The following is a 26,194-nucleotide window of genomic DNA, read 5'->3' on the forward strand; positions in this document are numbered from 1 at the left end:
AGGAGTTCTCATGAGCCGCCCCTACAAGATCTACGACGTCACGCTGGTCGCCCGTGAGCAGGTGTCGCCCACGTTCGTGCGGCTGACGCTGCGCGGGGACGACCTCGCCGACTGTTCCCCCACCCTGCTCGACCAGCGCGTGAAGCTGCTGTTCGGCGACGACGAGGCGCTCGATCTCATGCTGACCAGCGGGGACGACTGGTACGCCGCCCTGGTCGCCGCCGGCGCTCGCGGACCGAAACTGCGCACCTACACGTTGATCTCGGTGACCCCAGACACGGACGGCTCCAGTAACGACGGCTCCGGCAACGATGGCTCGGGCGAGGTGCAGCTCGACGTCGCCGTGCACCCCCTCACCGACACTGACCCCAGCGACACTGACCATGCCCCCGGCATGCAGTTCGCCACCTCGGCACCGCTGGGGGCGCGCACGCTGCTGGTCGCCGGCGACCGACGGGTCGAGGGCCACGACCGCGTCGGGGTCGCCTGGCGCACCGAGGCCACGGGGCAGGTGCTGCTGGTGGGCGACGAGACCGCGCTGCCCGCGGTGCTGAACATCGTCTCGACTCTGCCGGACGACGCGCGCGGACGGGTGGTGCTCGAGGTGCCGCACGCCGATGACGTCCGCGACGTGGTGGCGCCCGCCGGTGTGACGGTCGACTGGCGGGTGCGGGAACGCGGCGAGCGGGCCGTGGGGGTCTTCGGCGCGGCGGTGGCGGCATCGTCCGTCGCGGACGACAGCCAGGCGAGTGACCAGGCCGAGATTCTCTGGGACGAGCTCGACCAGGAGCACCTGGACGCCACCGGTGGTCGGCAGGCCTGGGTCGCCGGCGAGGCCTCGTGGGTGCGCACCCTGCGTGCCGAGGCCAAGGCGGCGGGCGTGCCCAAGCAGGAGGTCTCGTTCATGGGCTACTGGAAGCGGGGCGTCGCGGGCAGCTGATGCACCCGCGGGCGCTCAGTTGCTGAGCAGTCCGACGAGCATGAGCACCACCGCGAGCAGGATGCCCGCGGCCGCCAGCCCCCCGAGCACGGCCAGCGCGACCGCTGCCGTTCCCCAGTGGGGCTTCACCGGCCGGTCGGTGAGCTGCGCGCCGTCGCTGGCGAGCAACGGCGGGGTGTAGAACAGCGTCATCCGCTGCCCCGGCGCGACCCTGATCACCCTGCGCTCCGGGGTGCTCCAGCCGTACCTGACGCGGTGCTGGCCCATCACCTCGATCTCACCGGCGGGCACCGTGTCGCCGAACGTGCGGGGGGCCCGCTCGGGCACCGCCAGACCGTTGAACTCGATCCGGCTCTGGTGCCCCAAGCCGCGGTGGCAGACGACCTCGAGCGTCGCGGTGCTCGACGAACTCGGGCTGGCGTGGGACGGCTCGGGCATGTGGCCATCGTGTCAAAGTCGGGTGCCACAGCGCCGGGGTCACAGGTGGCTCAGTGAGGGGGCCGCACCGTCAGCGTCCAGCCGCGATCGGCGCCCCTGCCCTCGGCGACGAGCTCGGGTGAGAACTCGGCCAACGGGTGCACCAACTGCTCGGGGCGCGTCAGCCGTCCCTGATGTTGGACGAGCCTGCGCGCCACCAGCCCGCGGGTGTGCTTGGCGAAGTGCGAGGCACCCGGCACCTCGACCTGCACCCAGCGGGAGCGGTCATCGGGCCGCCACATCGGACGGTACGAGCCACTGCGGCAGTCGACCAGCAGGTCACCCGACCAGGCCTGGTCGAGTCCGCGCAGGTGGTGACGCCAGAACGTGGTGACCTGGCCGATGCCGGGCAGGTCGACCCCGGCGGCCAGCCGGTAGGGCGACACGCGATCGGTGAGGGTGAGCACCCCGTGCAGGGCGGAGAACACCCGCACCTGCCGCTGGGCGCGGCGGCGGGAGGCGACGTCGAGGGAGTCGAGGTCGAGCGCGTCGAACAGCACCCCCGTGTAGAGCTCGGAGACCCGGAGGGCCGCAGCGGTGGTCAGGTGCAGGTTGGCCGCCACGTCGGCGGCGACGCTGGCCCCCACCCCGAGGACCTCGAGCGCATCGGGGCGGGCGCTGGCCTCGGCCAGGGCCGCCATCACCGACCGGCGGGCGGCCGTGAGGTCGTCCATGGTGAGGGACTCGACCCGCATCGGGGTGCCGCGGCGGCGGCTGGACTTGCCCTCGGACGGCGGCAGCAGGATGAGCACCCGCCGATCCTAGTGAACCCGCGCCCGGGTGCTCCGCGGGCGGGGCAGCCCGCGAGCGGGCCCTCCGCGCGGGGCGTGGACATCGGGCGGCGGGTTTGGCACGATCGGCACACGCTGTGGCCCCCAACGAAGGGAATCGCATGAGGGGATTCATCCGCGTCTGTCAGGATCTCGCCCTGATGCTGGCGCGCATCGCCACCGGAGCCATCCTGATGGTGCACGGTTGGACGCGCTGGTCGGACGGACAACCCAAGCAGGTGCAGATTCTCACCGACCTCAAGGTGCCCTACCCGGAGGTGTTCGCGTGGGGCACGATCGCCTTCGAGGTGATCGGGGGCGCCCTGCTGGTGTTCGGCCTGGTCACTCCCCTGTTGGGGCTGGTGCTGCTGGTCGAGCAGGCCATGATCATCGGGTTCGCCAAGTGGGGCCACGGCCCGCACCTGGCCCAGGACGGCTACGAGTACAACCTCGCCCTGGCCAGCCTCGGCCTGATCTTCCTGACCTTCGGCTCGGGTCGGGCGGGCGTCGACGCCCTGTTCCGGCGCAGCCCGGACGACCGCCAGGCCCACTACATCGACGACGCCGACCCGGCCTGATCTTTCACAGGTTTCCCACAGGCGACCCACAGCGAACCCGCCTGCCTCGGTGTCACAGTTGAGGCATGACCACCGCACAGCAGCTCACCAAGCCCGATGGCTCCCCCATTCAGGTGTTGGCCGTCGACGACGAGCCGAGCATCACCGACCTGCTGGCCCTGGCCCTGCGCTACGAGGGCTGGCAGGTGGCGACAGCCGCGACCGGGCTGACAGCGGTCAAGGCCGCGCGGGAGGTGCGCCCCGACGTGATCATTCTCGACATGATGCTGCCCGACTTCGACGGCCTCGAAGTGATGCGCCGCATCCGTGCCGAGCAGCCCGAGGTGCCGGTGATCTTCCTGACAGCCAAGGACGCGGTGAACGACCGCATCCAGGGGCTGACCGCGGGCGGCGACGACTACGTCACCAAGCCCTTCTCGCTGGAAGAGATGGTGGCCCGGCTGCGGGCCCTGCTGCGCCGCAGTGGAGCCACCGAGGCCCGCACCGACACCACCTTGGTGGTCGGTGACCTGATGCTCGACGAGGACTCCCACGAGGTCAGCCGTGGTGGCGACCCGATCCAACTCACCGCCACCGAGTTCGAGCTGCTGCGCTACCTGATGCGCAATCCCCGCCGGGTGCTGTCGAAGGCGCAGATTCTCGATCGCGTGTGGAACTACGACTTCGGCGGCCAGGCCAATGTCGTCGAGCTCTACATCTCCTACCTGCGCAAGAAGATCGACGCCAACCGCGAACCGATGATCCACACGATGCGCGGCGCCGGCTACGTGCTGAAGGCGCCCCAGTGACCGTGCCAGCCACCCTCGACGGGCCCTCGGGCACCCCGGCCAGCCACGAACCCGCCGCCCGCCACCGGGGCTCCCTGTCCCGCCAGCTGGTGGTGCGGGTGAGCATCATCGTCGCGGTGGTGCTGGTGGTGAGCACCGTGGTGTCGCTGCTCGCGGTGCGTCAGGTGCTGGTCAACCAGATGGACGACCAGCTGCAGGCCGTCGCCGCCCGGCAGGCGCGCCCCGGCGGCCCCGGTGGCACCACCGGTCCCCCGCGCGGGGCGGACGAGCTCGGCAACCCGATCGGCACGATCATCGTGCAGCAGCGTGGCAACCTCGCCACCGCTCGCGTCGTCTCCGAGGGTCAACTGGTCGTGCCCTCGGCCGCCGTCGTCACCACCTTGCTCAACCTTCCCGACGACAACCAGATCCGCACCGTGACGTTGGACGACCTGGGCTCGTACCGGGTGATCAGCGTGAATCGGTCCGACGGCACCTATGTGGCCGCGGTGCCGTTGGCCCAGGTGAACCGGATGACCACGACCGTGCTGATCATTGTCTCGGGACTGACCGTGGTGGCGATCGCCGTGGCCGTGCTGGTCACCCGCCCGGTGGTGCACCGCAGCCTTCGTCCGTTGACCCGGTTGGCGGAGACCGCGCACCAGGTGGGCCAGCTCGACCTGCGCACCGGCGAGGTCGCCCTTCCGATGCGGGCCGTCGACACCGACCCCGACAACGAGGTGGGTCAGGTCGGCCGCGCCTTCAACCAGATGCTCGACAACGTCGAGTCGGCGCTCGCAGCCCGACAGGAGTCCGAGACCAAGGTGCGCCGCTTCGTCGCCGACGCCTCCCACGAACTGCGCAACCCCCTGGCCTCCATTCGCGGGTACGCCGAACTCACGCGCCGCGGACGAGCCGAGCTGCCCGGAGAGACGGGTTTCGCGATGGCCCGCATCGAATCGGAGTCGAGCCGCATGTCGAGCCTCGTGGAGGATCTGCTGCTGCTGGCCCGCCTCGACTCCGACCCGAATCTGGCGCCCGAGCAGGTCGACTGCGTCGAGGTGGTGCTGAACGCCGTGTCCGACGCCCGGGCCGCGGGTGGTGGCCACCAGTGGACGGTCGCGCTGCCGCCTGCCGATCGTCCGGTGATGGCCTGGGCCGATCGTCACCGCCTCGTTCAGGTGGTGGTCAACCTGCTGTCGAACGCCCGCAAGCACACCCCGGCCGGCACGCTGGTGACGGCCTCAGTGAGGGCCGAGACCAGCGGCGACCGCTCCTGGGCCGTCATCGAGGTGCGGGACACCGGCCCGGGCATTCCCGAGGAGGTCGCCGGTCAGGTGTTCGAGCGGTTTGCCAGGGCCGATGTCGCGCGCGCCCACTCGTCCGAGCCCTCGACCGGCCTCGGGTTGGCCATCGTGCAGGCCGTGATGGCCGCCCACGGTGGCACGGCATCGGTGACCAGCGTGCCCGGCGACACCCGCTTCGAACTGCGGTTCCCTTCGTCTGTCGGGGGCGCCCGGCCCGGATCAGCAGATGTTGTAGAGGTCTGACCAGCAGCTGGCCAGGATGTACAGCGCCGAGTAGTGGGTGTATCCGTCGCGAGGGGTCGTCTTCGAGGCCGGGTAGTAGTCGATGAGGTAGCCGTCGCGGTATTCGGTGGACCCCTCGGAGGGGGCTTCGTCCATGGTGGTCAGCGCCGCGGCACCGCCCTCGCCGAGCGTCTGGTAGAGCGCCGTGGCGTGTTCCTTGAGCAGGCTGGCGGCGGTCGCGCTGCTCTTCGACTCGATGTAGATCGAGACCCGCATCTGCTGGGAGTCGTCCGACCGCGACAACGCCGTGGCGCGCACGCGCAGGCGGTGTTCGGCCGTCTGCAGTTGGCAGGTCTCGGCCGCGCCGTCGGTGGTGCAGGCGTAGCCACGCGCCTTGGCCCAGGTCTGCAGGGCCGAGCGCGAGACGGTGACGGGCTTCAGTTCGGCATCACCCGGCGGGAAGTCGAGGGCGTGCATCACGACCGATCCGTCGGCCTTGCCGCGGTAGTCGAAGGTGTCGGTGCGCCCCTCGGCGTACTTGGCGCTCGTGCCCTTGGCGATGGTGGTCTGCACGGCGGCCGCATCGGCGCCGGCCATCATGGCGATCAGGTCGGTCGACAACTTCTTCGACACGGTCGGCTGACTCGCCGATTGCACGTTGAGCGTCAGCCGCCCCAACGTGCCGTCCGCGAACCCGCCCACGTAGACGCTCATGGCCGGGGCCTCGTCGTAGTGCGTGCAGATCTGGCTCACGAACCCGGGCCGACCCTCATCGGTGCACGAGAATCCCTGGTCGGTCACCAGCGTGATCGCCTTCAGGGTGTCGCCCGCGGGTTGGGCCGGTTCGTCCGAGGTCTCGCTCGAGGGGTCGGACGAAGCACTGGTCGGCTCATCCGTGGAAGCCGACTCCGTCGGCGACCCGCTGGGGTCACCGGAGGTCGGCGGCGCCGACGTGCCCGACGGAGAAACCGGGGGATCGGCCTGTTGACCCCTGCCGGTCAGACCACGGATGGCGAACACGACGATCAACGCCACCACCAGCACGCCGACGATCCCCAGAATCAGGGGCGTGCGGGACTTCTTGGGCGGCGCCCCCGAGGGTGCACCCGGGCCCTGATACTGGCCGCCCTGGTACTGGCCGCCCTGGTACTGGCCGCCCTGCTGGGGCTGCCCGTACTGGGCCTGCCCATACTGACCCTGCTGAGCCTGGCCGTACTGCTGACCCTGGCCGTACTGGCCCTGCTGGGGCTGTCCGTACTGCTGGCCCTGCTGAGCCTGGCCGTACTGCTGGCCTTGACCGTACTGACCCTGCTGCGGTTGCCCGTACTGCTGACCCTGCCCGTACTGGCCTTGCGGGTTCTGGCCCTGCCCGTGGTGGGGCTGCCCGTACTGCTCCGCGGGGGGCAGTTGCTGGGTGGGTTGGTCGTATCCGGACGACGACGGCTGCCCCTGGGGCGGAGTGGCCGACGGCTGGTTCCCGGGCTGTCCGCCCCCCGAAGGAGGCGGTGTCGGCTGCCCGTACGGGTTCTGCGGAGGGTTCGTCACCCTCCGAAGGCTACGCTGGCGCGGGTGCAGCCGAGGGCTCAACCTGCACTTGACGTGGGGAATGACAACGCGGGCACCCAGCTTCGATCATGGTCGCGTGACACGTACCCACGCACGCCCCCCGGTGTCGGGTCGCAGCGCAACCGTCGATGCACCCCTCCGCCGTGTGGCCATCGCCCTGTTCGCCAGCCTCCTGGCCGCCGTCACCCTGATGGTGTGGCAGTCCGCCCGACCGGCCCAGGGCGCCACCGCCGCCGAACAGCGAGCCTTCATCGACTCGATGCTTCCCGGTGCCGAGCAGAGCTGGGAGGAGTTCGGCGTGCCGGTGTCGGTCACCATGTCGCAGGCCATTCTCGAGAGCGGCTGGGGCGGGTCGTCCCTCTCACAGCAGTACAACGCCTACTTCGGCATCAAGTGTGTGCCCGGCGGGAGCGTGAGCCCGTACCAGTCCGGGTGCGTGCCGATGCAGACCAAGGAGTACCTCGGCGGCGTCTGGTACACCCGCACCGAGTACTTCCGCAGCTACGCCAGCCCCACCGACTCGCTGGCCGACCACGGCTACTACCTGACGACCCGGGGCATCTATGGGGCGGCGTTCACCGTCAACCAGGACCCCCGGCTGTTCGCCCAGGAGATCCAGCGCGCCGGCTACGCCACCGACCCGAACTACGCGCACCTGCTCTACAAGGTGATGGTCTCGAGCAACCTGTTCCAGTACGACAAGGGCACCCGCATCGGTGAGGCCATTCGTCCCACCACGACCGTCGGACGAGCGGCCGCCCCCGCGTCGGTGAGCGCCGCGCCCGTCGCCAGCTCCCCCGTCGCCAGCTCCCCCGTCGCCAGTTCTCCCGTTGCCAGTTCTCCCGTCGCCAGCTCCAGCGACTCCAGCATCGGGGCCACCCCGACGCCCTCGAGCTCCCCGACGCCCTCGACCGACCCGACCGTCACGACCTCTCCCACCGCCACGCCGACGGCCACCGCCGAGGGAATCGTGCTGGAAGAACCGCCGCTGGCGCGTCAGCGCACCCAGGACCCGCAGATCGTGCACCCGGCGCAGGTCGCCCCGCTGCCGGCGGGCGGCGACACCACCGGCTCGTCCAGCACCCCCAGCGCGCGACCCTCGGGTCGTCCGGTGGCCCTGCCCTCGACCGGCGACTGACGCCCACCCCGTCACCGGGTCGCGGGAGGCCCTAGAGTTGTGACGACCACCGAAGGAGCCACCATGCCCACGCCCAGCGCCGATTCAACCAGGGCCGATTCAACCAGGGCCGATTCAACCAGGGCCGATTCAACCAGCACCGAATCACCCGGGGCAGACGCGCTGACCCGGTCGCAGCTCGCTCGTTACGTCGACCACACGCTGCTGAAGACCGACGCCACGGCGGCCGACGTCACGGCCCTGGCCGAGGAGGCCCGGGAGCTGGGCACCTACTCGATCTGCGTCTCGCCGAACATGCTGCCCATCCAGGCCGACCTCGGTGACGTGCTGCTCGCGGTCGTCTGCGGTTTCCCCTCGGGCAAGCACACGCCCGCCGTGAAGGCCGCCGAGGCGCGCGAGTCCGTTGCCGCCGGCGTCGACGAGGTCGACATGGTCATCGACATCGGTCTGTTGAAGGCGGGACTGGTCGACCAGGTGCAGGCCGAGATCGCGGCCGTGCGTGCTGAGATTCCCGCCCCGAAGGTGCTGAAGGTGATCATCGAGTCGGCAGCCCTGACCGATGAGGAGATCGTGGCGGCCTGCCGGGCGTCCGAGGCCGCGGGAGCCGACTTCGTGAAGACCTCGACCGGTTTCCACCCGGCTGGTGGAGCGTCCGTCGAAGCGGTGCGCCTGATGGCCGAGACGGTGGGTGGACGGCTGGGTGTGAAGGCCTCCGGCGGCATCCGCGACCACGCCACCGCGATCGCCATGATCGAGGCCGGGGCCACCCGGCTGGGACTCTCGGGCACCCGCGCGGTGCTCGACGGCTCCCCCGCGACCGGCGACTCGTCCTACTGAGAACCGACCCCCGACCCCGACGCAGGAACCCGCATGCTGCTTTCCGACCGTGACATTCGCGCCCAGATCGACGGCGGACGTGTGCACCTCGACCCCTGGACCCCCGAGATGGTGCAGCCGTCGAGCGTCGACGTGCGCCTCGACCGGTTCTTCCGGATCTTCGAAAACCACCGCTACCCGGTGATCGACCCGGCCGAGGAACAGGCGGAACTGACGCGCCTGGTCGAACCCGACGGGGACGAGCCCTTCGTGCTGCACCCGGGCGAGTTCGTGCTGGGCGCCACCCTGGAACTGGTCACCCTGCCGGACGACGTCGCGGCCCGGCTCGAGGGCAAGTCCTCACTTGGACGACTGGGCCTGCTCACCCACTCGACCGCGGGCTTCATCGACCCCGGCTTCACGGGTCACGTCACGCTCGAGCTCTCGAACGTGGCCACGTTGCCGATCAAGCTGTACCCGGGCATGAAGATCGGCCAGCTGTGCTTCTTCCAGCTGAGCTCGCCCGCGGAGCAGCCCTACGGTCAGGGGGCGCACCTGTCGCGCTACCAGGGCCAGCGTGGACCGACGGCCAGCCGCAGCCACCAGAACTTCCACCGCACGCCGATCTGAGGCGCTCAGGGCGCGGGCATCTGAGGGCGCTCAGAGCGCGGGCTGCCGCATGACCACCAGGCTGCGGTCGCCGAAGCTCACCGTCTGCCCCTCCCTCACCCGGGTCTGCACGCCGGGCTGGCACGGGTCGAGCTCACCGGCCTGGTTCACGAGCGCGGTGCCATTGGTGGAGCCCAGATCGGTCACGTACAGACCCCGGGCATCGACCCCCAGCGCCAGGTGCACCTTCGAGATGGCGTGACCGCCCTCGCCCACCTCGACGAGGGTCGCGGTCGTGCCGTCGGTGGGCTGGTTCGGGCGTCGTCCGATCAGCACCTTCCCCTCGACCGGCACGCGCCGGCCGTCGTCCAACTGCACGAACCACCCCTGGTGACCGGGACGACTGGGCACATTCGCGCGCGCCGGGGCGAGCCGGGTGCCGTACTCGTCGTCCTCGGGCAGGGCCTCACGCTGCACGACGCGCACCGCCGTCTCCTGCATCGGGTTGGCCGAGGGCGCCGACTGCGGCGGGTTGGGTTCCTGGTGCTGCGGGGGTGCGGACGAGGGTGCCTGCCCCCACCCGCTGGGCGCACCGGTCGCGGGCTGCGACCCCGGGCGCGGCGGCGGCCGCCAGCCCGTGTCCTCGGTGACACCGGCAGCGGCGTGCGCCGACGGCTGCTGGGACGAGGGCCCGCCCCCGCCCGGCGCCCCTCCGGGACCCTGCTGCCCGTAAGGCTGCTGCCCGTAAGCCTGCCCGTCACCCTGCTGCCCGTAGTTCTGGTGGGCGGAGCCGTCGAAGGCCGCCGCCACCAGGTGCGGCGGCAGGGCCACCGTGGTGGAGTGGGCGCGGGTCTGGGTGGCGGTCGTCCGCTGCCGGGGCTCGGATGCCGACGCGAGCGATCGGATCGCGACCGCCTTGCCAGCCAGGTCGTGCCAGCCCTGGCGGCGTTCGTGGATGACCAGGAAGATCAGCAGAGCGATCAGGCCGACGCCGGTGCCGCCCACGGCCGCGAACACCAACTGGCGGACGATCCACCGCCCCCATCCGAGCGGCTTGCCGTCGAGCAACCCCACGAGCTGCAACCCCATGAGGCGATAGCCCGGGCCCGCACCACGGGTGCCGTACGACCACCACAGCAACACGAACCAAGCCAGCCCGATGATGCCGGTCACCAGGGTGGTGACCAGCACCTGCGAGGAGTCGAGGCGCGAGGCCAGCGCCGTCTGCGCGACGACCAACAGGGCGGGCACCACGGAATCAATCAGCAGGGCAACGACGCGCCGCCACAGCGGGGCCACCTGCACCCCCGTCGGCATGTTCTTCGCCATGGTCGTCCTCACCCCTGTCGTCACCCGCGTGACCGCTCGGTTACCGCCTGCTGCGGGGGCGTCCCCCGGTCGACGTTGTTGCCAGTCTGCCAAGACCGCGGGTTCATCGGTAGCTCCGGAAGGAGCGCGTGGACAATCGCGAGCGCACCCAGCGCCACCACGACACCGACCGCCGCACACCCTTCTCGGCCTCGCCCATGGTGCGCCAGAAGTCGGTGGCCTGCTCCTCGTCGACCCGGTCGGGGCTGAACACCACCGCGTCGGCCCGCTTGGCCAGCGCGATCGGGTCGGCCGATTCGATCAACCGGGGGAACTGCAGGGCCAACGTCTCGGCCTGCTCGGAGCGGGTCGCGGTCGGCGCGGGGCTGCGCCCGAGATCGCGCACCTTGTCGACCAGCTCCGACCACGCGCCGGCGAAGCGGTTGGCGACCACCGGGTCGTTCTTGCGGTGGAGTCGCCGCCGGGTCTTCAGCCCCAGGATGAGCACGACGGGCCCGACCAGGGTGATCGCGGGCAACCCGACGACGGCCGCCACGGTGCCGACGCGACGCCAGTCGATGGGGGTCTCGTCCGCCGGGGGCTTGGCCTCATCGACCTCGAGGTTGTTGTCGCCGGGGGGAGCCTTCGGCTTCTTGGGCACCGGCGGGGGGTTGTCGACGTGGGGTCGCGGACGAGGCGGGGTCTGCTCGTCCACCTTCTTCAGCACCCGGTCGTGGTCGGGGGTCGGATTGAACGCCACCCACCCCAGACCTGAGAGTTGCACCTCGGTCCAGGCGCGCACGTCCTGCCCGCGCACGTCGCCGGAGCCACCCTCGGGAGCCTTGAAGCCGTAGACCACGCGGGCCGGCACCCCGAGCTGGCGAGCCATCAGGGCCATCGCGACGGCGTACTGCTCCTCGTCGCCGATCATCTGCTCGGGATTGGTGAGCAAGACCTGCATGCGGTCATAGCTGTGACCCGACAGGGAGCGCACCTCGTTCTCCTGCCCATTGCTGAACCACCCCTGCTGCAACGCCTGCTCGAGCTTGAGCATGGCGTCGCCGCGACTGACCGACCCGGCGGTCCACCTCAGGGCGAGGTCCTTGATGGTGTCGGGCAGCCCTGCGGGAATCGGCAGGCTCGCGTCGCCGGCCCCGGCGGCGGCGATCCGATCGTCCGAGGGACGCTGCGGCACCACCCCGGTGATCGTGTAGCTGTCGCCCTGCTGCAGGCCGGCGGTGGTCAGACCGGTGCCCGACGTGCGGTTGTAGTGGAAGGTGTCGCTGAGCGCGACCCCGCGGGCCCCGCCGAACCGCACCGCGGTGGTCTGGCCGACGGTGGGCACCCACGGGTTGCGGTAGGCACCGATGGTGACCTCGGCCTCGACCTCCTGGCCCGGGGTCGGGTCGACGATGCGCGCCCCCACCCGGGTGAAACGACCACCCTGCGAGCCCTCGTCGTCGGCATTGCTGACGTTGTAGGTCAGCCCGTCGTAGGTGTCCATCGTGGCCACCCTGATCGAGGAGTCCTTCGGCAGACCCTGTACCGTGAACAGCACGGTGGTCTTGTTCATGGTGATCTGGCCACGGAACTGCTGCAGCGGTGAGGCGTAGCGGTTGATCTGCAACGGCGGCTGCACCCCCTGCCGGGCGATCGTGCGCGCGTGCGTGGGGGTGAGCGCCTCGGCCGCCGCCCAGGTGGCGCCGCCCGCCACGGCGAGCACGGTGGCGCCGACCAGCGGTGCGAGCCAAGCCGTGCGCCGGCGCTGGCTGACCAGCGTCTCGCGAATCATCCGACGGCGAGTGCTCGTCCACACCACCACCACCATCACGGCGGCCAAGCCGGTCCACACCGGCCAGCGCGTCACCGAGGTGCCCAGCCCCCAGGTCACCAGCAGGGCGAGGCCCATCGGCACCCACGCCAACGTCGGACGACGCGACCGCAGGCTGATCGACAGGCCGGCGGCGGCCGCCACCATCGCCACCAGCAGCGGCACCGTCAGCAGGTTGAACGTCTCGCCGATCGGGGGCTCCAGGGTGAGGATCGCCTTGGGCGCCGTCACCGGACCGGTCGCCAGACCGGTGAGCGTGCGCAGGGTCGGCACCACCCGGCCGAGGGCGGACGAGGGCATGGCCAGCAGGCCGCCCAGACCGAACCAGCCGACCAGTCCCGCGGCCAGCACACCGGCCGTGTTCCAACGGAACCGCCACCCGAGGGCCGCCACCAGCAGCCCCAGCGCGGAACCGCCCAGCACCGTGACGGCCACCCATCCCCACCCGAAGGTGGGGAGCCAGCCGACCAGCAGCAGCCCCGCGAGCATCATCAGCACGACCACGTCGAGGGCCAGCCACAGCCGGCGCCCGGGACCGCGCACCCGCTCGAACGGCACCCGGGCGTCGATGCGAGCCCGCGCGCGGCTGGTGAGGCGGCGTGGAGTCCGCCCGGTGTCGGCGCGCCCGCGGGTGGCCATCCGGCTCGGCCCCGCCGGCGAGTTGGTCGTGGACCGGGATGCGGCGTCGGACCCGGTTTCCGGGGCGATGCCGCGACGGCCCGTGCGTGAGTCGCGCCCCCGGGTGGCCGGCGCCTCGACACCCCGGCGTGGGCGAACGCGGGTCTCGTCCGACGGGGGCAGACCGGGATCGGTCGAGAAATCACTCATGCCATCGCCCTCCGCATCGCCCGCGGCAGGTTCGCCAGGTCGTCCACCCGCATCACGGTCGTGTTGGCGACGGTGCGCACCGACAGGTCGGAGTCGGGCTGGGCGGCGACGGCGATCACCTTGGTGTCGACGTCGAAGGCGCGCACCGCCCGCCGCAGTCGCTCCAGCGACTGGCCGGAGCCGGTGACCAGCACCACGATCGAGGCACCCGGTTCGCGGTCGTTGACGGCGCGGACGAGGGCGAGCACTCCCCCGCGCGTGCCCTGCTCGACGCGGGCCAGCTCGTCCAACACCCGCAGGGCACTGACGGCGGGCAGCGTCTCGGTCTGGGTCATGACGGCCAACGGATTGTCCTCGCGCACGCACTGCAGCGCGACCGAACCGACCACGCTGACCGCCAACTCGAACTCCTCCTCGGAGAGGTAGCTCTCACGGCTGACGTCGAGGGCGACCGCGACGCGCGACTGACGGCTCTCCTCGAACTGACGCACCATCAGCTGACCGGTGCGCGCCGACGACCGCCAGTGGATGTGCCGGCGGTCGTCACCGGGAACGTACTCGCGCAGGGCGTGGAAGCTCATGTCGGAGTTGGTCAGCTGCGTCGAGGCGTGCCCCTCGAGGTCGTGCACGAAGCCGGTGTGGCGACCCGGCAGGTCGACGGTGAGCGGGTGCACGAACAGTTCGGTCATCTGCGTCCACGTCGTCGACCGCCCCGACAGGGCGAACGGATCGCCCTGCACCGACTGCACCGGACCCAGCTCGATCACCCCACGACGGTCGGTGGGCACCACGAAGTCCTCGCTGTGCGACGACCCCGACCCCAGCGACGGCACCGAGAAACTGGCCATCTGCTCGCCGACGGGCAGGTCGAGCCGCGAGCCGAAGCTGCGCCGCCCGGCCTCGTTGCGCACGGCCAGGGCACCCTCGGCGGTCTCGCCGACGCGCACCCGGTTCGACTCCAGCGTGAGCCGCACGGCGTACCGCGGCCGTCCCAGGGTGAACAGGAGCGCCACCAAGACGAGCACCATCACCATCAGCGCCATCACCAGCAACTCGTGCCAGTGCAGCAGCCATCCGAGAAGACCGGCCACCAGCACCACCAGCAGGGCGGTCCACCCGGCAGCCGTCAGCCCGCTGACCTGACCGATGCGGCGCAGCACTCCCCGGGCGCCGTCGAGTGTCGGCGGCTCGACGGCCTGGGGAAGCTGCCACCCACCGGTCGCCGGGGCAACCGGCGGCACGGTGGGGGGAATCGCGGTCTGGGTCATGGGGGGTCGACGAACCGTTCTCAGGCCGAGGCGCGCTCGGTCGGGGGCTGCACGGTGCCGATCACGCGGGCCATCACATCGGCCTCGGTGACACCGTTGAACTCACTCTCGGGGTCGAGGATGATGCGGTGGCTCAGGCAGGGCACCGCGAGCATCTTGACGTCGTCCGGCACCACGAAGTGGCGCCCCTGCGAAGCGGCCCACACCCGCGAGGTGCGCACCAGGGCCAGCGCCCCGCGGATCGAGACGCCCAACCGCACGTCGTCGGTGGTGCGGGTCTCCTCGACCAACCGAGCGATGTAGTCGAGCACCGTCGGTTCGATGTGCACGGCCGAGGCCAACTGGCTCATCTCGGCGACCGCCTGCGAGGTGATCACAGCCGCCAACGCCGCCGACCGCGGCCGGGTGCCGCCGGTGGACAGGATGCGCAGGGTGCCCTCGCGATCGGGGTAGCCCAGCGTCGTCTTCATCAGGAATCGGTCGAGCTGCGCCTCGGGCAGGCGGTACGTGCCGGCCTGCTCAATGGGGTTCTGGGTGGCGATCACCATGAAGGGGCTGCCGGCGGAGTACGTCTTGCCGTCGACGGTGACCCGGCTCTCCTCCATCACCTCGAGCAACGCCGACTGGGTCTTCGGCGAGGCGCGGTTGATCTCGTCCGCCAGCACGACCGAGGCGAAGATCGGGCCCTGGTGGAACTCGAACTGGCCCGACTTCTGGTCGTAGATGGTGACGCCGGTGACGTCGGAGGGCAGCAGGTCTGGGGTGAACTGGATGCGGCTCGACGTGCCCTCCACCGACTGGGCCAGGGCGCGCGCGAGCGTCGTCTTGCCGGTTCCCGGGTAGTCCTCCAGCAGCAGGTGTCCCTCGGCCACCATGCAGGTGACCGCCAGCCGGATCGCCTCGGTCTTGCCGATGATGACCCGCTCGACGTTGCGGACGACGTTGCCGAAGGTCTCGGAGAACCAGCTGACCTGGTCGGGGGTGATGGCCATGGGTGTCCTTGGTGGTGTGGGTGGGTTCGGGGGTGGTGGTCGGGCGTCTCAGCCGCCGGTGACGACGGCGGTGACCGGGAACAGTTCGCCGCCGTTGCTGCAGCTGATCCTGAACGAGCCGGGGTCGGGGGGCGGGGTCTGGCCGGGCGGAACGTCCATGGCGAAGTCGGCGTAGGAGTTGTTGTCGATGTTCTTGATCCCCTTGTAGCCGCCGCTCACCGTGCAGTTGGCGCCGCTGGCCTGGCTCCATCCCGAGACGCTGACGCGCAGCTTGCCGTCGAGTTCACGCCACACGATCGGCGGGGTGATCGATGCCGTGGTCGACACCGAGGTGCCCTGCACCGCGGCCGTCACGTTGCCGGGCACGTTGCCCAGCTCCTTGGCGTAGGCCACCTCGTCGGCCCCCTGGCTGCCCGGATTGGTGACGCCGGTGACACTGACCTTGAGGTCGTCCAGGGGGTTGCCGTTGGAGTAGCGCCCCGTCGAGTCGGAGAAGTCACTGGGCAGCGAGACGTCGACCCGCATGGTGGGCCGGTTGTTCTTGCCCTGGATCACGCCGTGGGGGACGACCACCGGCGCCAGCGGGGCGCCGTGCGTCCGGGTGCCGTTGGTGTAGCCGACCTGCGTGGAGTCCTTCCCCCCCGACGAGGCCGAGACGGCGACGTCGTAGAGCGGGCCGTTCTCGGGCACCGGGATCACGCCCTGCACCTTGCCGTTGACGACGGGCAGGTCGAAGGTGCGCACGTCGCGGTCGCGGCTGCGGTCACGCACCGTGCCGAACACCCGGTCGATCGCCCGTCCGTTCGCCTCGCCACGGTTGGGCAGCAGCAGGGTCAGGGAGCCGTCGTTGCCGACGATGTTCGCGCCCACCAATTGGTCCGGAGCGCCGTAGGGCACCACCTCGGGAGAGGGGGCACTCATCGGGCCCGGCTTCTCGTGGCGGGTCTTGCCCTGCACCGTGAAGGTGTAAGCGGTGCCGTTGTTGGCGCCCTTGAACAACAACGTGGTGCCGTCGATCGGGTCGGCGCCGCTGATCAGCTGACCATTGGCATAGACGAGGTACTGCACGGCATCGCGGTTGGCGGGCGCCGGGATCACCGGAGCCTTCCAGCTGATCTCGACCTCGCCACCCTGCTTCTGGCCGGTGTCGCGCGCGGTGACGGCCGTCGGCGCGGGCGGCGGCCCGGTCGGGTGCTCGGTCTGCGAGGCCTCGGATTCGTCCGACCACCCCGTGGGATCACCGGCGCCGCCGTCGGCGCGACGGTTCGAGGCGGCCACGGTGAACTGGTAGTCCTTGCCGTTCTCGAGACCGTCCCAGACCAGCGAGGTGCCCTTGGTGGACTTCGTCTGGCCGGTGCCGACCATCGTCACTCGGTACTCCACGATGGGTGAACCGCGGGTGACGCCCTTGTCCCAGCTGAGCTTCAGCGCCTGGTCGTCGAACTCGACGCGCGGGGGGCTCATCTTCTCGGGCTTCACGTCGGGTCGCAGCGTTCCCGAGGGCCGCGAGGTGGCCGAACCCAACTCATTGGTCTGGGTCACGGTGAACGTGTAGTCCTTGCCGTTGGTGAGCTTGGTGATGGTGCAGGTGTTGGTCGCGCACGACTGCTGCACCGATGCCCCGCCCGGCGACGTGCCGCTGACGACGCGGGAGTCGATGGGCAGACCGTTGGCGGCACCATCGGTCCAGGTGAGCACCACCTTGCCGTCGCCCACCGACTCCCCCCGCGGGGTTCCGGGCGGGCCGGGCTTCGAGCGCACGGTGAGCCGGATGCGGCCGTCGGACTGACGGTTGGGGTCGAGGGTGCCGTCGACGACCGTGTAGCGCACGGTCATGGTGCCCACGAACCCGTCGGCGGGGTGAACCACGACCTGGTCGCCGGAGATGCGGGCGCGGCCCTCGCCGGCCTCGACCTGCGGGGTGCCGACCAGCTTCAGGTCGGTGTTGTTGACCAGGTTCGACTTGTCGTTGCTGAGCACCGCCACGGCGCGGTCCTGACCGGCGTTGGCGTCGTCCACCACGTCGGTGACGGTGGTCGGGCGGGGTCGGGTCGACCCGACGACCTGAATGGTCAGCTCCGCTCCCACGGACGAGTTGGCCGCGTCGACGACCCGGCTGCGCAGCTTGATGATCGTGCCGGGCTTGGTGGTCACGCCGGCGGTGACGTAGATCATCGAGTGGCTGGCGTCCTGACGCCAGGTGATGCCCGACCCCGAGGCGATCCGCCACTCGTCGAAGGAGAAGTCCTGACCGTTGGGGTCGACCCAGTAGCCGGAGACGTCGAGGCGCTGCTCGGGTTCGCCCTGGCCCACCTTCATCACCGGGGCGTCACCGCGCAGGCGGGGCGGCAGTTCGAGCTTGGCCTTCTTCTTGCGGTCGTTCTCGGAGAGGTTGGGGGCCGGCTTCACGGTCACCGGCACCGAGATGACCGCGCGCTTGGCGGTCTTGTCGCCGGCGGGCACCTTGTCCATCACCTCGAACACGATGGCGGCCGGGCCCTCGTACTCGATCGCCGGGGTCCAGTCGATCTTGTCGATCGACGGGATCACCTCGCCGGTGGTCTTGAACACCCGGTCGCCCGAGGTCAGCTGCACGCGCCGCCCGTTGGTGCCCCGCACCAGATCGTTCAGGTCGATGGTGGTGCGCTGGCCCGCCACCACCTGCAGCGAGGTCTTGGGGTTCTTGAGCATGGGGACGACGTCGTTGCGGCCGGGCACGTTGATGACGGCCGTCGCGGTCGCACCCTCGTCGTCGGTGATGGTGTAGCGCACCTGCTGGGCCTGGTCGGCCACCTTCACCCGCACCGTCTTGGCAGCCTGGTCGGCGGTCGCCTCGATGCCCTCCTGGGCGGGCACGGCCACCCGCAGTCGACTGGCGGCCCCGTCGGGGTCGTAGTCGTTCTTGAGAATGGGGGCCTCGATGTAGTCCTTGTCGATGATCGCGGTCACGTCGACCTGGTCGTCGACGGCCACCGGCCGCAGGTTGGGCGCGTTCTGGCGCACGTCGACGGTGATCGTGCCGGAGCCGTCGGCGCCGCGGGCGTCGGTCACGTAGTACTTGCCGGGAACCTGGCCCACCTTGGTCGGCGAGGTGAAGGTGATGGCGTTGTTGTTGACCACCTTCGTGGGAATCGCCATGTCGATCGGTTCCCGGGCGGCGAAGCCGAAGTTGTCACCGTCGGGGTCGTAGTCGTTGCCGAGCAACAACAGGTGCACGGGTCGTCCGGGACGCACCGTGATCGAGTCATCGGTGCCAACGGGTTGGGCGTTCACGCCGACAGCGGGCGCCACCCCGACGCGTACCTCGCCGACGCCGACGGCCCCGTAGGAGTCGACGACGCTGTAACGGAACGAGTCGGTGCCCTGCGAGTTCGGGAACGCCTGATAGGTGAGGTAGTGGTCACCGACCTGGGTCACCCGCCCCAGCGTCGGTCCGCGGTCGAGCCCCAGCAGTCGCACCGGGTCGCCGTTGTTGTCGATGCCGTCGAGCGGGATCAGGATGCGGTTGGTCGTCCCCGCCAGCACCCGCGCCTCGACGGCCCGCGGTTGAGGAGCCTCGTTCTGGGCATCGGTGGAGACCACCGAGATCTCGATGGAGGCCGAATCGGTCTGCCCGTCGGAGTCGCGGATCTGGTAGGTCAGCCCGACACCGGTCGACGTGGGCGGCACCGCCACCCGGATGGTGTCACCGTCGACCCACGCTCGTCCGGCCGGCCCCTCGACGATCTTGTCGATCGTCAGCGGCAGACCGATCGGGGACGAGTCGTTGTCGAGCGGGTTGATGGTCACGATCGAACCCGCGCGGGCCTTCACCTGGTCGCGCTGGGCCTGCGGCTTCTGGCTGCCCACCAACTTGGTCGGGATCACCACGATGGTGCCGTCGGCGGTGTAGGTGCCGTCGGAGACGCGGTAAGTCAGCGTCACCGGCTTGTCGGGGGTGCGATCGGCGGTGATGGTCAGGTACCGACGCTGCTCCATGACCACCGAGAGGTGCGGGTCGGACGAGACGGTCTGCAGCACCAGCACGTCGCCGTCGGCGTCGGAGTCGTTCAGCAGCGGGTCGACCAGGGTCGAGCCTCCCGGCGGGAGCAGCACCACGTCGCGGGCGGCGACGGGCCGCGAGTTCTGGCTGGTCGCCCCGGCCACGTCGATGCGCACCAGACCGGTGTCGAAGGGGCCGTTGCTGGCCTTGTACTGCACGTAGTAGGTGCCCTCGACGCTGGCCTTGAACCGGAACGTGTTGTCCTGGTGGTTCGGCGTCAGGGTGGCGTTCTTGGGGTCACCCTCGAGCGTGGGCTCGCGCAGCGTCAGGTTGTTGCCGATGTCGTTGGCCAACGGGTCGACGGTCACCTCGGTGCCGACGCGGGTCGCCACCTGGTCACCGTTCGCCACGGGCGGGACGATCTTGTCCTTGACCACCTCGACCAGCATCTCCGAGACGGTCGTCTTGCCCGCCGGATTGCCGTCGGAGACGGTGAGGACGACCTTCTTCGTGCCGGTCGTCTTGCCGACGTCCTGGAAGGTGACCGTGCCGTCGGAGGTGAAGGTCACCTCGTCGTCGGCGCCGTCGACCTTGGCGTCGAGCAGGATCATGTCGTCGCCGTCGGTGTCACGCCAGTCGAGCAACGCCCGCTTGGTGGCCCGTTGCCCCGAGTTCACCTGCAGCTTCACCAGCGGGCGGAAGTGTTCCGGCAACTGGTTCGACACGCTCTGGTCGGCCGGGATCGGCTTGACGCTCGCACGGGCCGTCGCCGTCTTACCCCGTCCGTCCGAGATCGTGTAGTTGAAGTCGACGACGTCCTTGGCACCCGCGGGAAGGGTGATCTGGATGCCGGTGCCACCCTGGATCAGCTCCAGCGAGGCGCCCTTCACCTTCGGTGGCCCGAGAATCGTCAGGATGTCGCCGTCGGGGTCGGAGTCGTTGTCGAGCAGGCGCAGCACCGTCGACCGGCCCACGCGCGCGGTCAGCCCGGGATCGTTCTTGGCGACCGGCGGGCGGTTCGGCTTCGTCCGATCGAGGTTGACGATGCGTTCGGTGTCCTCCGACTCCTTCTCGGAGGTGTCCTTGGCGGGGGCGACCCGGGTCCAGTCCTTGATCAGCTTGAGGTTCTTGTCGACCAGCCAGATGTAGCCCGAGGTGGAGTCGTTCAGCACCGTGGCACCGCGGTTGGTGAGGAAGTGCAGATCGGACGAGCCCGGCAGCTCCGGAATGGCCTGCACGGTGGCGGCGTCGTCGCCGGTGCACCGCTTCACGTAGCGATTGCCGAAGACCGCGTGCACGCAGTCACCCACCACGATCGGGGTGACCGGCGGCAGGTTCATCAGTCCCGAGAGCGACCGGATGCCGTTCTTGGTGAGGGCGTTCAGACCGGCCCGGGTGGAGTAGATGGCCTGCGCTCCGTCGAACCCCGACAGGTCACCGGTCGGGGCGGGCAACTGGGCCGTCGACCCGGCATCGACCGCGTTGGGGCGCTCATTGCCCTCGACCCACACCTGCTGGCTGGTGCGGTCGAGCACCACGGCCACGTCGCCCACGGCGCTGAGCTGCACATCGGCGGCGGCATCCAGACGCCACGGCAGCGCCACCTTCGAGCCATCGGGTCGCACGAGTTCGGAGGTCGCGACAGACAGCCCGATCACCTTGCCCGAGACGGTGACGGTGGCCGTGCCCTGCTCGCCGACCTCGAGCTGGGCCTTGGCCTGCTGGAAGTCGGTCTCGAGCATCTGGTCGACGGTGCCGTACCAGACGCGACCGTTGTCGGGGTTGGCCACCGCCAGCACCCGGTTGCCGTAGGTGACCGCCGAGTTGGGCGGCAGCGTGACGGGGCTGCCGATCTGGTTGCTCGCCGGGTCGTAGGCCGACAACTGGTTGGGGCTGGTTGAGCGGACGATGACCATCCGCTCGTCCTGCATCACCTGATAGTTGGCGGCACCCACGGGGGCGGCGTTGGCCAGATCGTCCGACTGCAGGTTGAGGTTGCCGACCAACGATTCGGCGGTGTTGACCGCGAAGATCGAGCCCTCGTTCAGGTGCAGGTCGCGAACCTTGAGACCGGGGACGAGCCAGGCGGCCACCAAGATGCCCAGGGCGAGGGTGACCACCAGCACGGCCCCCCAGACACGACGGAACGCCCGCGCCGCTCGTCGGAGCAGGCGGGATTCGCGCAGGTGGGATTCACGTTGGGCCATCACGTCTCGCTGTCAGCTGGACCTCCGGTCAGGACGGGGACTGCACCTGGATCGTGACCCCGTCACCGAGATCCAGGACATCGCCCACTCCGATGGTCACACTCTCGCCCGGGTTGAGGCGAATCGGCGCCTCGTTCTCATGCCGGACGATGGTGCCGTTGGTGGAATGCAGGTCGGTGACCTGCAGGTTCCAGTCACGCGGCGCGACCACGACGTGGTTACGGCTGATGTCGCTGGAGGGCGACGGCACCTTGAGCGTCACGGCGCCCGGCTCCTGACCGGCGGTCGACGGCGCTCGACCGATCACGACCGGCCCGGCGACGTCGATGCGGTCACCGGACGAGGCACTCAGCACGGCGAGGCTCGGACGATTCACCAGCCGCTGGTTGCGGGCGTCCACCGGGGCCGGGCACAGGCGGCACCGCTGACTGCCGGGCGGATTCGGGTGACCGGCCGCGCACATCGACGCCAGCACCAGCCCCTCATCGGCACCGCGGTGGCCGGCCGCCGGCTTGTGGGTGGCGGCGATGCCGGTCACGAAGATGGTCTCGCCATCGTGGGCGTCCTCTTCGGCCTGACCGATACTCGGGGCCCAGCCCGCGGAGGGCTGGGAGGCCGGCGCTGAAGGCTGGGAGGCCGGCGCGGAAGGCTGGGAGGCGGGAGCCGAGGGCTGGGAGACCGGGGGCAGGGGTGCTGCCGACGGCTGCGAGACGGGGGCCCCAAAGGCGCCCGCTCCGAAGGGTGCGGATTGGCCCTGGTTCTGCTGCCCGTACTGCTGGGGCTGCCCGTACTGCTGGGGCTGCCCGTACTGCTGGGGCTGCCCGTACTGCTGGGGCTGCCCGTACTGCTGGGGCTGCTGGCCGTAAGGGTTCTGCTGGGGCTGCTGGCCATATTGCTGCTGCCCGTACTGCTGCTGGCCGTACTGCTGCTGGCCGTACTGCTGCTGCGGTTGCTGGCCGTAAGGGTTCTGCGGGGGCGGCTGTTGTCCGTGGGTATTCTGTGGCGGCTGCTGCTGGCCGAACTGCTGCTGCTGATTCTGCTGGGGCTGGCCATACGGATTCTGCTGCTGGCCGTACGGATTCTGCTGCTGCTGGCCGAACTGCTGAGGCTGCTCCCCGTACGACGGCTGCCCATACCCCTGCTGCCCGTACCCCTGCTGCCCATACCCCTGCTGCTCGTACTGCTGGGGCTGCTGGCTCGCCTCGTCCGAACCGGTCTCCTGGGCAGTCGACTCGTCGTCCGCATCAACGGCGGGCAGCACGTCGGTCGGCTCGTCGGTTCGCTCGGGCGACTGGGCGTCCTGGTCCGACTCGGGCTCGTCCACGTCGGGGCCGAATCCCCCACCGAACAGCGCGAACGCCGGGTCCTCCCCGGTGCCGCCTCCCCGCTGGTTCATGGGCTCGCCGGTCGACGGCGCGGGCTCCTCCGTCTGCGCGGGCTCACTGGACTCCGGCTCACTGGACTCCGGCTCACTGGACTCCGGCTCACTGGCAGCGGGCTCACTGGCAGCGGGCTCACTCGATTCCGGCTCACCCGGGCCCGTTTCTGGGGCCGCTACCGGCGAGGGCGCGACCGGGCGCGGAGCCGCCCCGAATCCGGTGACATCGGCCTCGGCCACCTCGTGCTCCGACTCGTCGTCGGCGAACTCCGCCTGCGCTGCCACGTCCAGCGCCTGGTCGGGCTGGTCACCCTGGCCGGGCTGGTCACCCAGGTCCGGTTGGTCAAGGGTGGGCGCCACGGCGGGCAGCACCCGCAGGTGCGGCTCGGCGGCCGGGGTCTGCTCGCTCTGGGGAGCGGCGGGGGCCTCGTCCGCACCCTCCTTGGCTGCCGGGAACGAGGCCTGCGTGGTGCCGGTGGCATCGAGCACGATGGCCGAGGCGCTGACCGCTCCCACCATCAGGGGGAGCTGCAGCTCGGCCTCCTGGTCGACGGGCTCCATGTCGACGCGCACGAGGTCGGCGGCGATGCCCGCCTCGCGCCAGGTGACCACGCCCTCGCCGGTGTTGAGCACGTCGCCCGTCAGTGGGTCAACCACCTGAATACGGCCACGGCACAGCGAATGCATGCCCGACTCGTCCCAGAAGAAGGCGCCGAAGTTCGGCATCCGATCGAGGCGGTAGGCGCTCAGTCTCGACACCAGGTCGTCGATCGAACCCGAGTCGACCACCGCGTCCCAGATGCCGTTCAGCAGGGTCGACATGTGGGCGGGCGCCGGCTGCAGGATCACCAGCGAGCTGGGCCCGGCAAGCACGACGTGCCGTCCTGGGGTGTAGGTGGCACGCCAAGCGGCGTAGCGCTGCGACATCAGATCCTCCATTTCGGGGCGGGTCCCCGTGTTCCAGAGCACGCGAAGGGTTCGTCCCGGGTCTCGCGCGCCGAGGGCGTCAGGGGGCCATTGTGTCAACCGTCGGTGCCATCTGCGGCCGCTTCGCCTGCCGAATGTGTCCGAATCGTTGACAACGCACAGTCGTGTGACAGCCGTGCGACGACCGGGTGACGCGGCGTCTGGGCGCGGTAGCTTCGTCGTCATGGCCAGCACTTTCGCCACCGACGCCGGCTCCCGACTGCTGCTCGACGAGGCGGGCCTGTCCCCGGGCGCCCACGGGCACGACCCCGCGACTCGCCCCGATCGGCTACTGGTCATCGACGAGCCCGAGCTGGCCGGCCAGCTCAGCGAGCGCCACCCGGTGCTGGCCTTCTGTGACCCGGCCGATCGACACGCCCTGCTGCCGGCTGCCACCCGCACCACCCCGGACGACTCCATCACCGCCGACCTGTGCCTGCTGCGTCTGCCCACCTCCCTCGACCACCTGGACGAGTACGCAGGCTGGGCGCACGCCAGCGGGGTGCGGCGACTGCTGGCCGTCGCCCGCGAGAAAGACCTGGTGCGGCGGATGAATGACGTGCTGGCCCGCTGGTACACCGACGTGCACGGCTCGCGCGGACGCGACAAGCACCGGGTGCTGCACGCCCACGGGCCCCGCGAGGTGCCGGCCGTGCCCCCCGAGACGCGGTGGCCCCGCCGGGTGCGACGCGACGGGTTGACCATCGCCGCACACGGAGGCACCTTCGGCACCACCCGGCTCGACCCCGGCACTCGCCTGCTGCTCGGTCAACTGAGCTCCATCCGCTCGTTCGGTGCCCGAGCGGGGCGACCGCTGCGGGTGCTCGACGTGGGCTCGGGGAACGGCACGCTGTCGTCCGCCCTGGTGCGGGCGCTGCCCGGCGCCCACCTGACGGCGGTTGACCTGTCGTGGGCCGGGGCCGCCGCCACCCGGCTCACCCTGGCCGCCAACGACCAGCTCGACCGGGGCCAGGGGAGCTCGTCCGTGGTCTGGGGCGACGGGCTCGACCTGCTCCGCCACGAGGAACCCTTCGACCTGATCGTCACCAATCCGCCTTTCCACCAGGGCATCGCCAAGGACTCGACCTTCACCCGTGACCTGCTGCGGCTCGCCCCGCGGCGGCTCGCCCCCGAGGGGCAGCTGTGGATCGTCCACAACACCCATCTGCCGTGGCTGGCGCTGCTGCGCGAGCAACATCCGGGAGCCGAGCGCGTCGCGCAGGACCGGCAGTTCTCCGTGATCCGCCTGGTCAACTCGTCCGCGGACGACCGGCCACCGGGGCGTGCCCGCGAGCACATGCCTAGGCTGGGGGCGTGACCACCCTCGCGCGACATGTCCTGTTCGGCCCCGGCGACCTTCCCGACGACGCGGGTGACGACCTGCTCGACCTCTTCGACGACGCCACCATCACCGGCGACGACTTCGAGATGGAGATGCGCACCGGCGACTGGGGTTGGTGCATCGCCGCGCTGGCCAGCTCGACGGACGAACACGCCCACCGGCTCGCCGACCTGGCCGCCGATCACGGCTGCGACCACGCCCTCGTGCAGGGACCGTTGGCGATCCACCCGCCGCGACTGGTCGTCACCGATGTCGACTCCACCCTGACCACCACCGAGGCGATCGACCTGCTGGCCGAGGCCGCCGGGGTGGGCCGCAGGGTGGCCGCCATCACCGAGCGCGCGATGCGGGGGGAACTCGACTTCGCCGCCTCGCTCGCTGAACGGGTCGCCACCCTCGAGGGGCTGCCCGTGAGCGTCTTCGACGAGGTGCTGCCGAGCGTGCACCTCAGCACCGGGGCCCGCGAACTCGTCGACCACGTGCACGCCCTCGGGGGCCGGTTCGGTGTCGTCAGCGGCGGCTTCGTGAACCTGGTCGAACCCCTCGTCCGTGACCTGGGCATCGACGTCTTCGCCGCCAACGTGCTCGAGGTGGTCGACGGCCGGTTGACCGGACGAACAACCGGCCCCGTCGTCGACCGCTCGTTCAAGGCGACCCAACTGCGAGCCTGGGCGACCGAGTTCGATGCGCCCCTCGACCTGTGTGTGGGGGTCGGCGACGGAGCCAACGACCTCGACCTGCTGGCCACCGCCGGCCTCGGAGTGGCCTACTGCGCCAAGCCGGTGACGGCCGAGCAGGCCGACGCCGCGATCACCTTCCCGCGACTCGACGCCGTGCTGGCGCTGCTGGCCGACCCCCTCGCGCACCAGGACTGACCTCGACCTGCCCGCCCGGTGCCAGAC

General features: G+C 70.5%; 18 protein-coding genes. 9 read left to right on the forward strand and 9 right to left on the reverse strand.

The window, feature by feature from the left end:
- Positions 1–10 precede the first annotated feature (10 nt).
- Positions 11–940: a siderophore-interacting protein gene (locus ACSDQ9_RS07200; RefSeq protein WP_435145504.1), complete on the forward strand. Its 930-nt coding sequence runs from the start codon at positions 11–13 to the stop codon at positions 938–940.
- 15 nt (positions 941–955) lie between these two features.
- Here the strand turns inward: ACSDQ9_RS07200 and ACSDQ9_RS07205 are convergent, their stop codons facing one another.
- Positions 956–1,378, reverse strand: coding sequence for a hypothetical protein (locus ACSDQ9_RS07205; RefSeq protein WP_435145506.1), 423 nt, complete (start codon positions 1,376–1,378; stop codon positions 956–958).
- 50 nt (positions 1,379–1,428) lie between these two features.
- The gene (locus ACSDQ9_RS07210) at positions 1,429–2,169 is read right to left on the reverse strand and encodes a YaaA family protein (RefSeq protein WP_435145509.1); all 741 of its coding nucleotides are present in this window, start codon (positions 2,167–2,169) and stop codon (positions 1,429–1,431) included.
- 140 nt (positions 2,170–2,309) lie between these two features.
- Here ACSDQ9_RS07210 and ACSDQ9_RS07215 point away from each other — a divergent pair, with 140 nt between their 5' ends.
- The 3 genes from ACSDQ9_RS07215 (at position 2,310) to ACSDQ9_RS07225 (ending at position 5,082) form a co-directional block, all read left to right on the forward strand.
- Complete coding sequence (locus tag ACSDQ9_RS07215; RefSeq protein WP_435145512.1) at positions 2,310–2,765, forward strand: DoxX family protein; 456 nt, start codon at positions 2,310–2,312, stop codon at positions 2,763–2,765.
- Between the two features lie 65 nt (positions 2,766–2,830).
- Entirely contained in the window at positions 2,831–3,553 is a 723-nt protein-coding gene (locus ACSDQ9_RS07220; RefSeq protein WP_435145515.1) for a response regulator transcription factor, read from the forward strand.
- Positions 3,550–5,082: a sensor histidine kinase gene (locus ACSDQ9_RS07225; RefSeq protein WP_435145518.1), complete on the forward strand. Its 1,533-nt coding sequence runs from the start codon at positions 3,550–3,552 to the stop codon at positions 5,080–5,082. Before ACSDQ9_RS07220 ends, ACSDQ9_RS07225 begins: the two co-directional genes overlap by 4 nt.
- Here the strand turns inward: ACSDQ9_RS07225 and ACSDQ9_RS07230 are convergent.
- Positions 5,059–6,606, reverse strand: coding sequence for a hypothetical protein (locus ACSDQ9_RS07230; protein ID WP_435145520.1), 1,548 nt, complete (start codon positions 6,604–6,606; stop codon positions 5,059–5,061). The two genes, ACSDQ9_RS07225 and ACSDQ9_RS07230, sit on opposite strands and share 24 nt — an antisense overlap.
- A gap of 166 nt (positions 6,607–6,772) precedes the next feature.
- On the opposite strand from ACSDQ9_RS07230, the gene ACSDQ9_RS07235 reads away from it, so the two are divergent.
- The 3 genes from ACSDQ9_RS07235 (at position 6,773) to dcd (ending at position 9,211) form a co-directional block, all read left to right on the forward strand.
- Complete coding sequence (locus tag ACSDQ9_RS07235) at positions 6,773–7,765, forward strand: glucosaminidase domain-containing protein (protein WP_435145522.1); 993 nt, start codon at positions 6,773–6,775, stop codon at positions 7,763–7,765.
- 63 nt (positions 7,766–7,828) lie between these two features.
- Positions 7,829–8,602 carry a deoxyribose-phosphate aldolase gene (deoC, locus tag ACSDQ9_RS07240; RefSeq protein ID WP_435145525.1) on the forward strand — a complete coding sequence of 258 codons (774 nt, stop codon included), beginning with the start codon at positions 7,829–7,831 and terminating at the stop codon, positions 8,600–8,602.
- 33 nt (positions 8,603–8,635) lie between these two features.
- Positions 8,636–9,211, forward strand: a complete 576-nt coding sequence (dcd, locus tag ACSDQ9_RS07245; RefSeq protein ID WP_435145528.1) for a dCTP deaminase — start codon at positions 8,636–8,638, stop codon at positions 9,209–9,211.
- Between the two features lie 30 nt (positions 9,212–9,241).
- Here dcd and ACSDQ9_RS07250 read toward each other — a convergent pair whose 3' ends face one another.
- The 6 genes from ACSDQ9_RS07250 to ACSDQ9_RS07275 all read right to left on the reverse strand — a co-directional run bounded on the left by ACSDQ9_RS07250 (position 9,242) and on the right by ACSDQ9_RS07275 (position 23,911).
- Positions 9,242–10,519: an RDD family protein gene (locus tag ACSDQ9_RS07250; protein ID WP_435145530.1), complete on the reverse strand. Its 1,278-nt coding sequence runs from the start codon at positions 10,517–10,519 to the stop codon at positions 9,242–9,244.
- A 103-nt stretch (positions 10,520–10,622) separates the two neighbouring features.
- A complete protein-coding gene (locus tag ACSDQ9_RS07255) occupies positions 10,623–13,157 on the reverse strand; it encodes a transglutaminase family protein (RefSeq protein WP_435145533.1) in 2,535 nt (844 codons plus the stop codon).
- On the reverse strand, positions 13,154–14,425 hold the full coding sequence (locus ACSDQ9_RS07260) for a DUF58 domain-containing protein (RefSeq protein WP_435145536.1): 1,272 nt from the start codon (positions 14,423–14,425) through the stop codon (positions 13,154–13,156). The genes ACSDQ9_RS07255 and ACSDQ9_RS07260 overlap by 4 nt, the downstream gene beginning before the upstream one ends.
- 20 nt (positions 14,426–14,445) lie before the next feature.
- Positions 14,446–15,417: an AAA family ATPase gene (locus ACSDQ9_RS07265; protein WP_435145539.1), complete on the reverse strand. Its 972-nt coding sequence runs from the start codon at positions 15,415–15,417 to the stop codon at positions 14,446–14,448.
- 48 nt (positions 15,418–15,465) lie between these two features.
- Entirely contained in the window at positions 15,466–21,606 is a 6,141-nt protein-coding gene (locus tag ACSDQ9_RS07270; RefSeq protein WP_435145542.1) for an Ig-like domain-containing protein, read from the reverse strand.
- A 28-nt stretch (positions 21,607–21,634) separates the two neighbouring features.
- A complete protein-coding gene (locus ACSDQ9_RS07275) occupies positions 21,635–23,911 on the reverse strand; it encodes an FHA domain-containing protein (RefSeq protein WP_435145544.1) in 2,277 nt (758 codons plus the stop codon).
- A gap of 223 nt (positions 23,912–24,134) precedes the next feature.
- Here ACSDQ9_RS07275 and ACSDQ9_RS07280 point away from each other — a divergent pair, with 223 nt between their 5' ends.
- Positions 24,135–25,268, forward strand: a complete 1,134-nt coding sequence (locus ACSDQ9_RS07280) for a class I SAM-dependent methyltransferase (protein ID WP_435145546.1) — start codon at positions 24,135–24,137, stop codon at positions 25,266–25,268.
- On the forward strand, positions 25,265–26,167 hold the full coding sequence (gene serB, locus ACSDQ9_RS07285; RefSeq protein ID WP_435145548.1) for a phosphoserine phosphatase SerB: 903 nt from the start codon (positions 25,265–25,267) through the stop codon (positions 26,165–26,167). The genes ACSDQ9_RS07280 and serB overlap by 4 nt, the downstream gene beginning before the upstream one ends.
- The last annotated feature ends 27 nt before the right edge of the window (positions 26,168–26,194 follow it).

This window comes from Aestuariimicrobium soli, from assembly GCF_051192575.1.
GTDB classification, from domain to species: Bacteria; Actinomycetota; Actinomycetes; order Propionibacteriales; family Propionibacteriaceae; genus Aestuariimicrobium; species Aestuariimicrobium soli.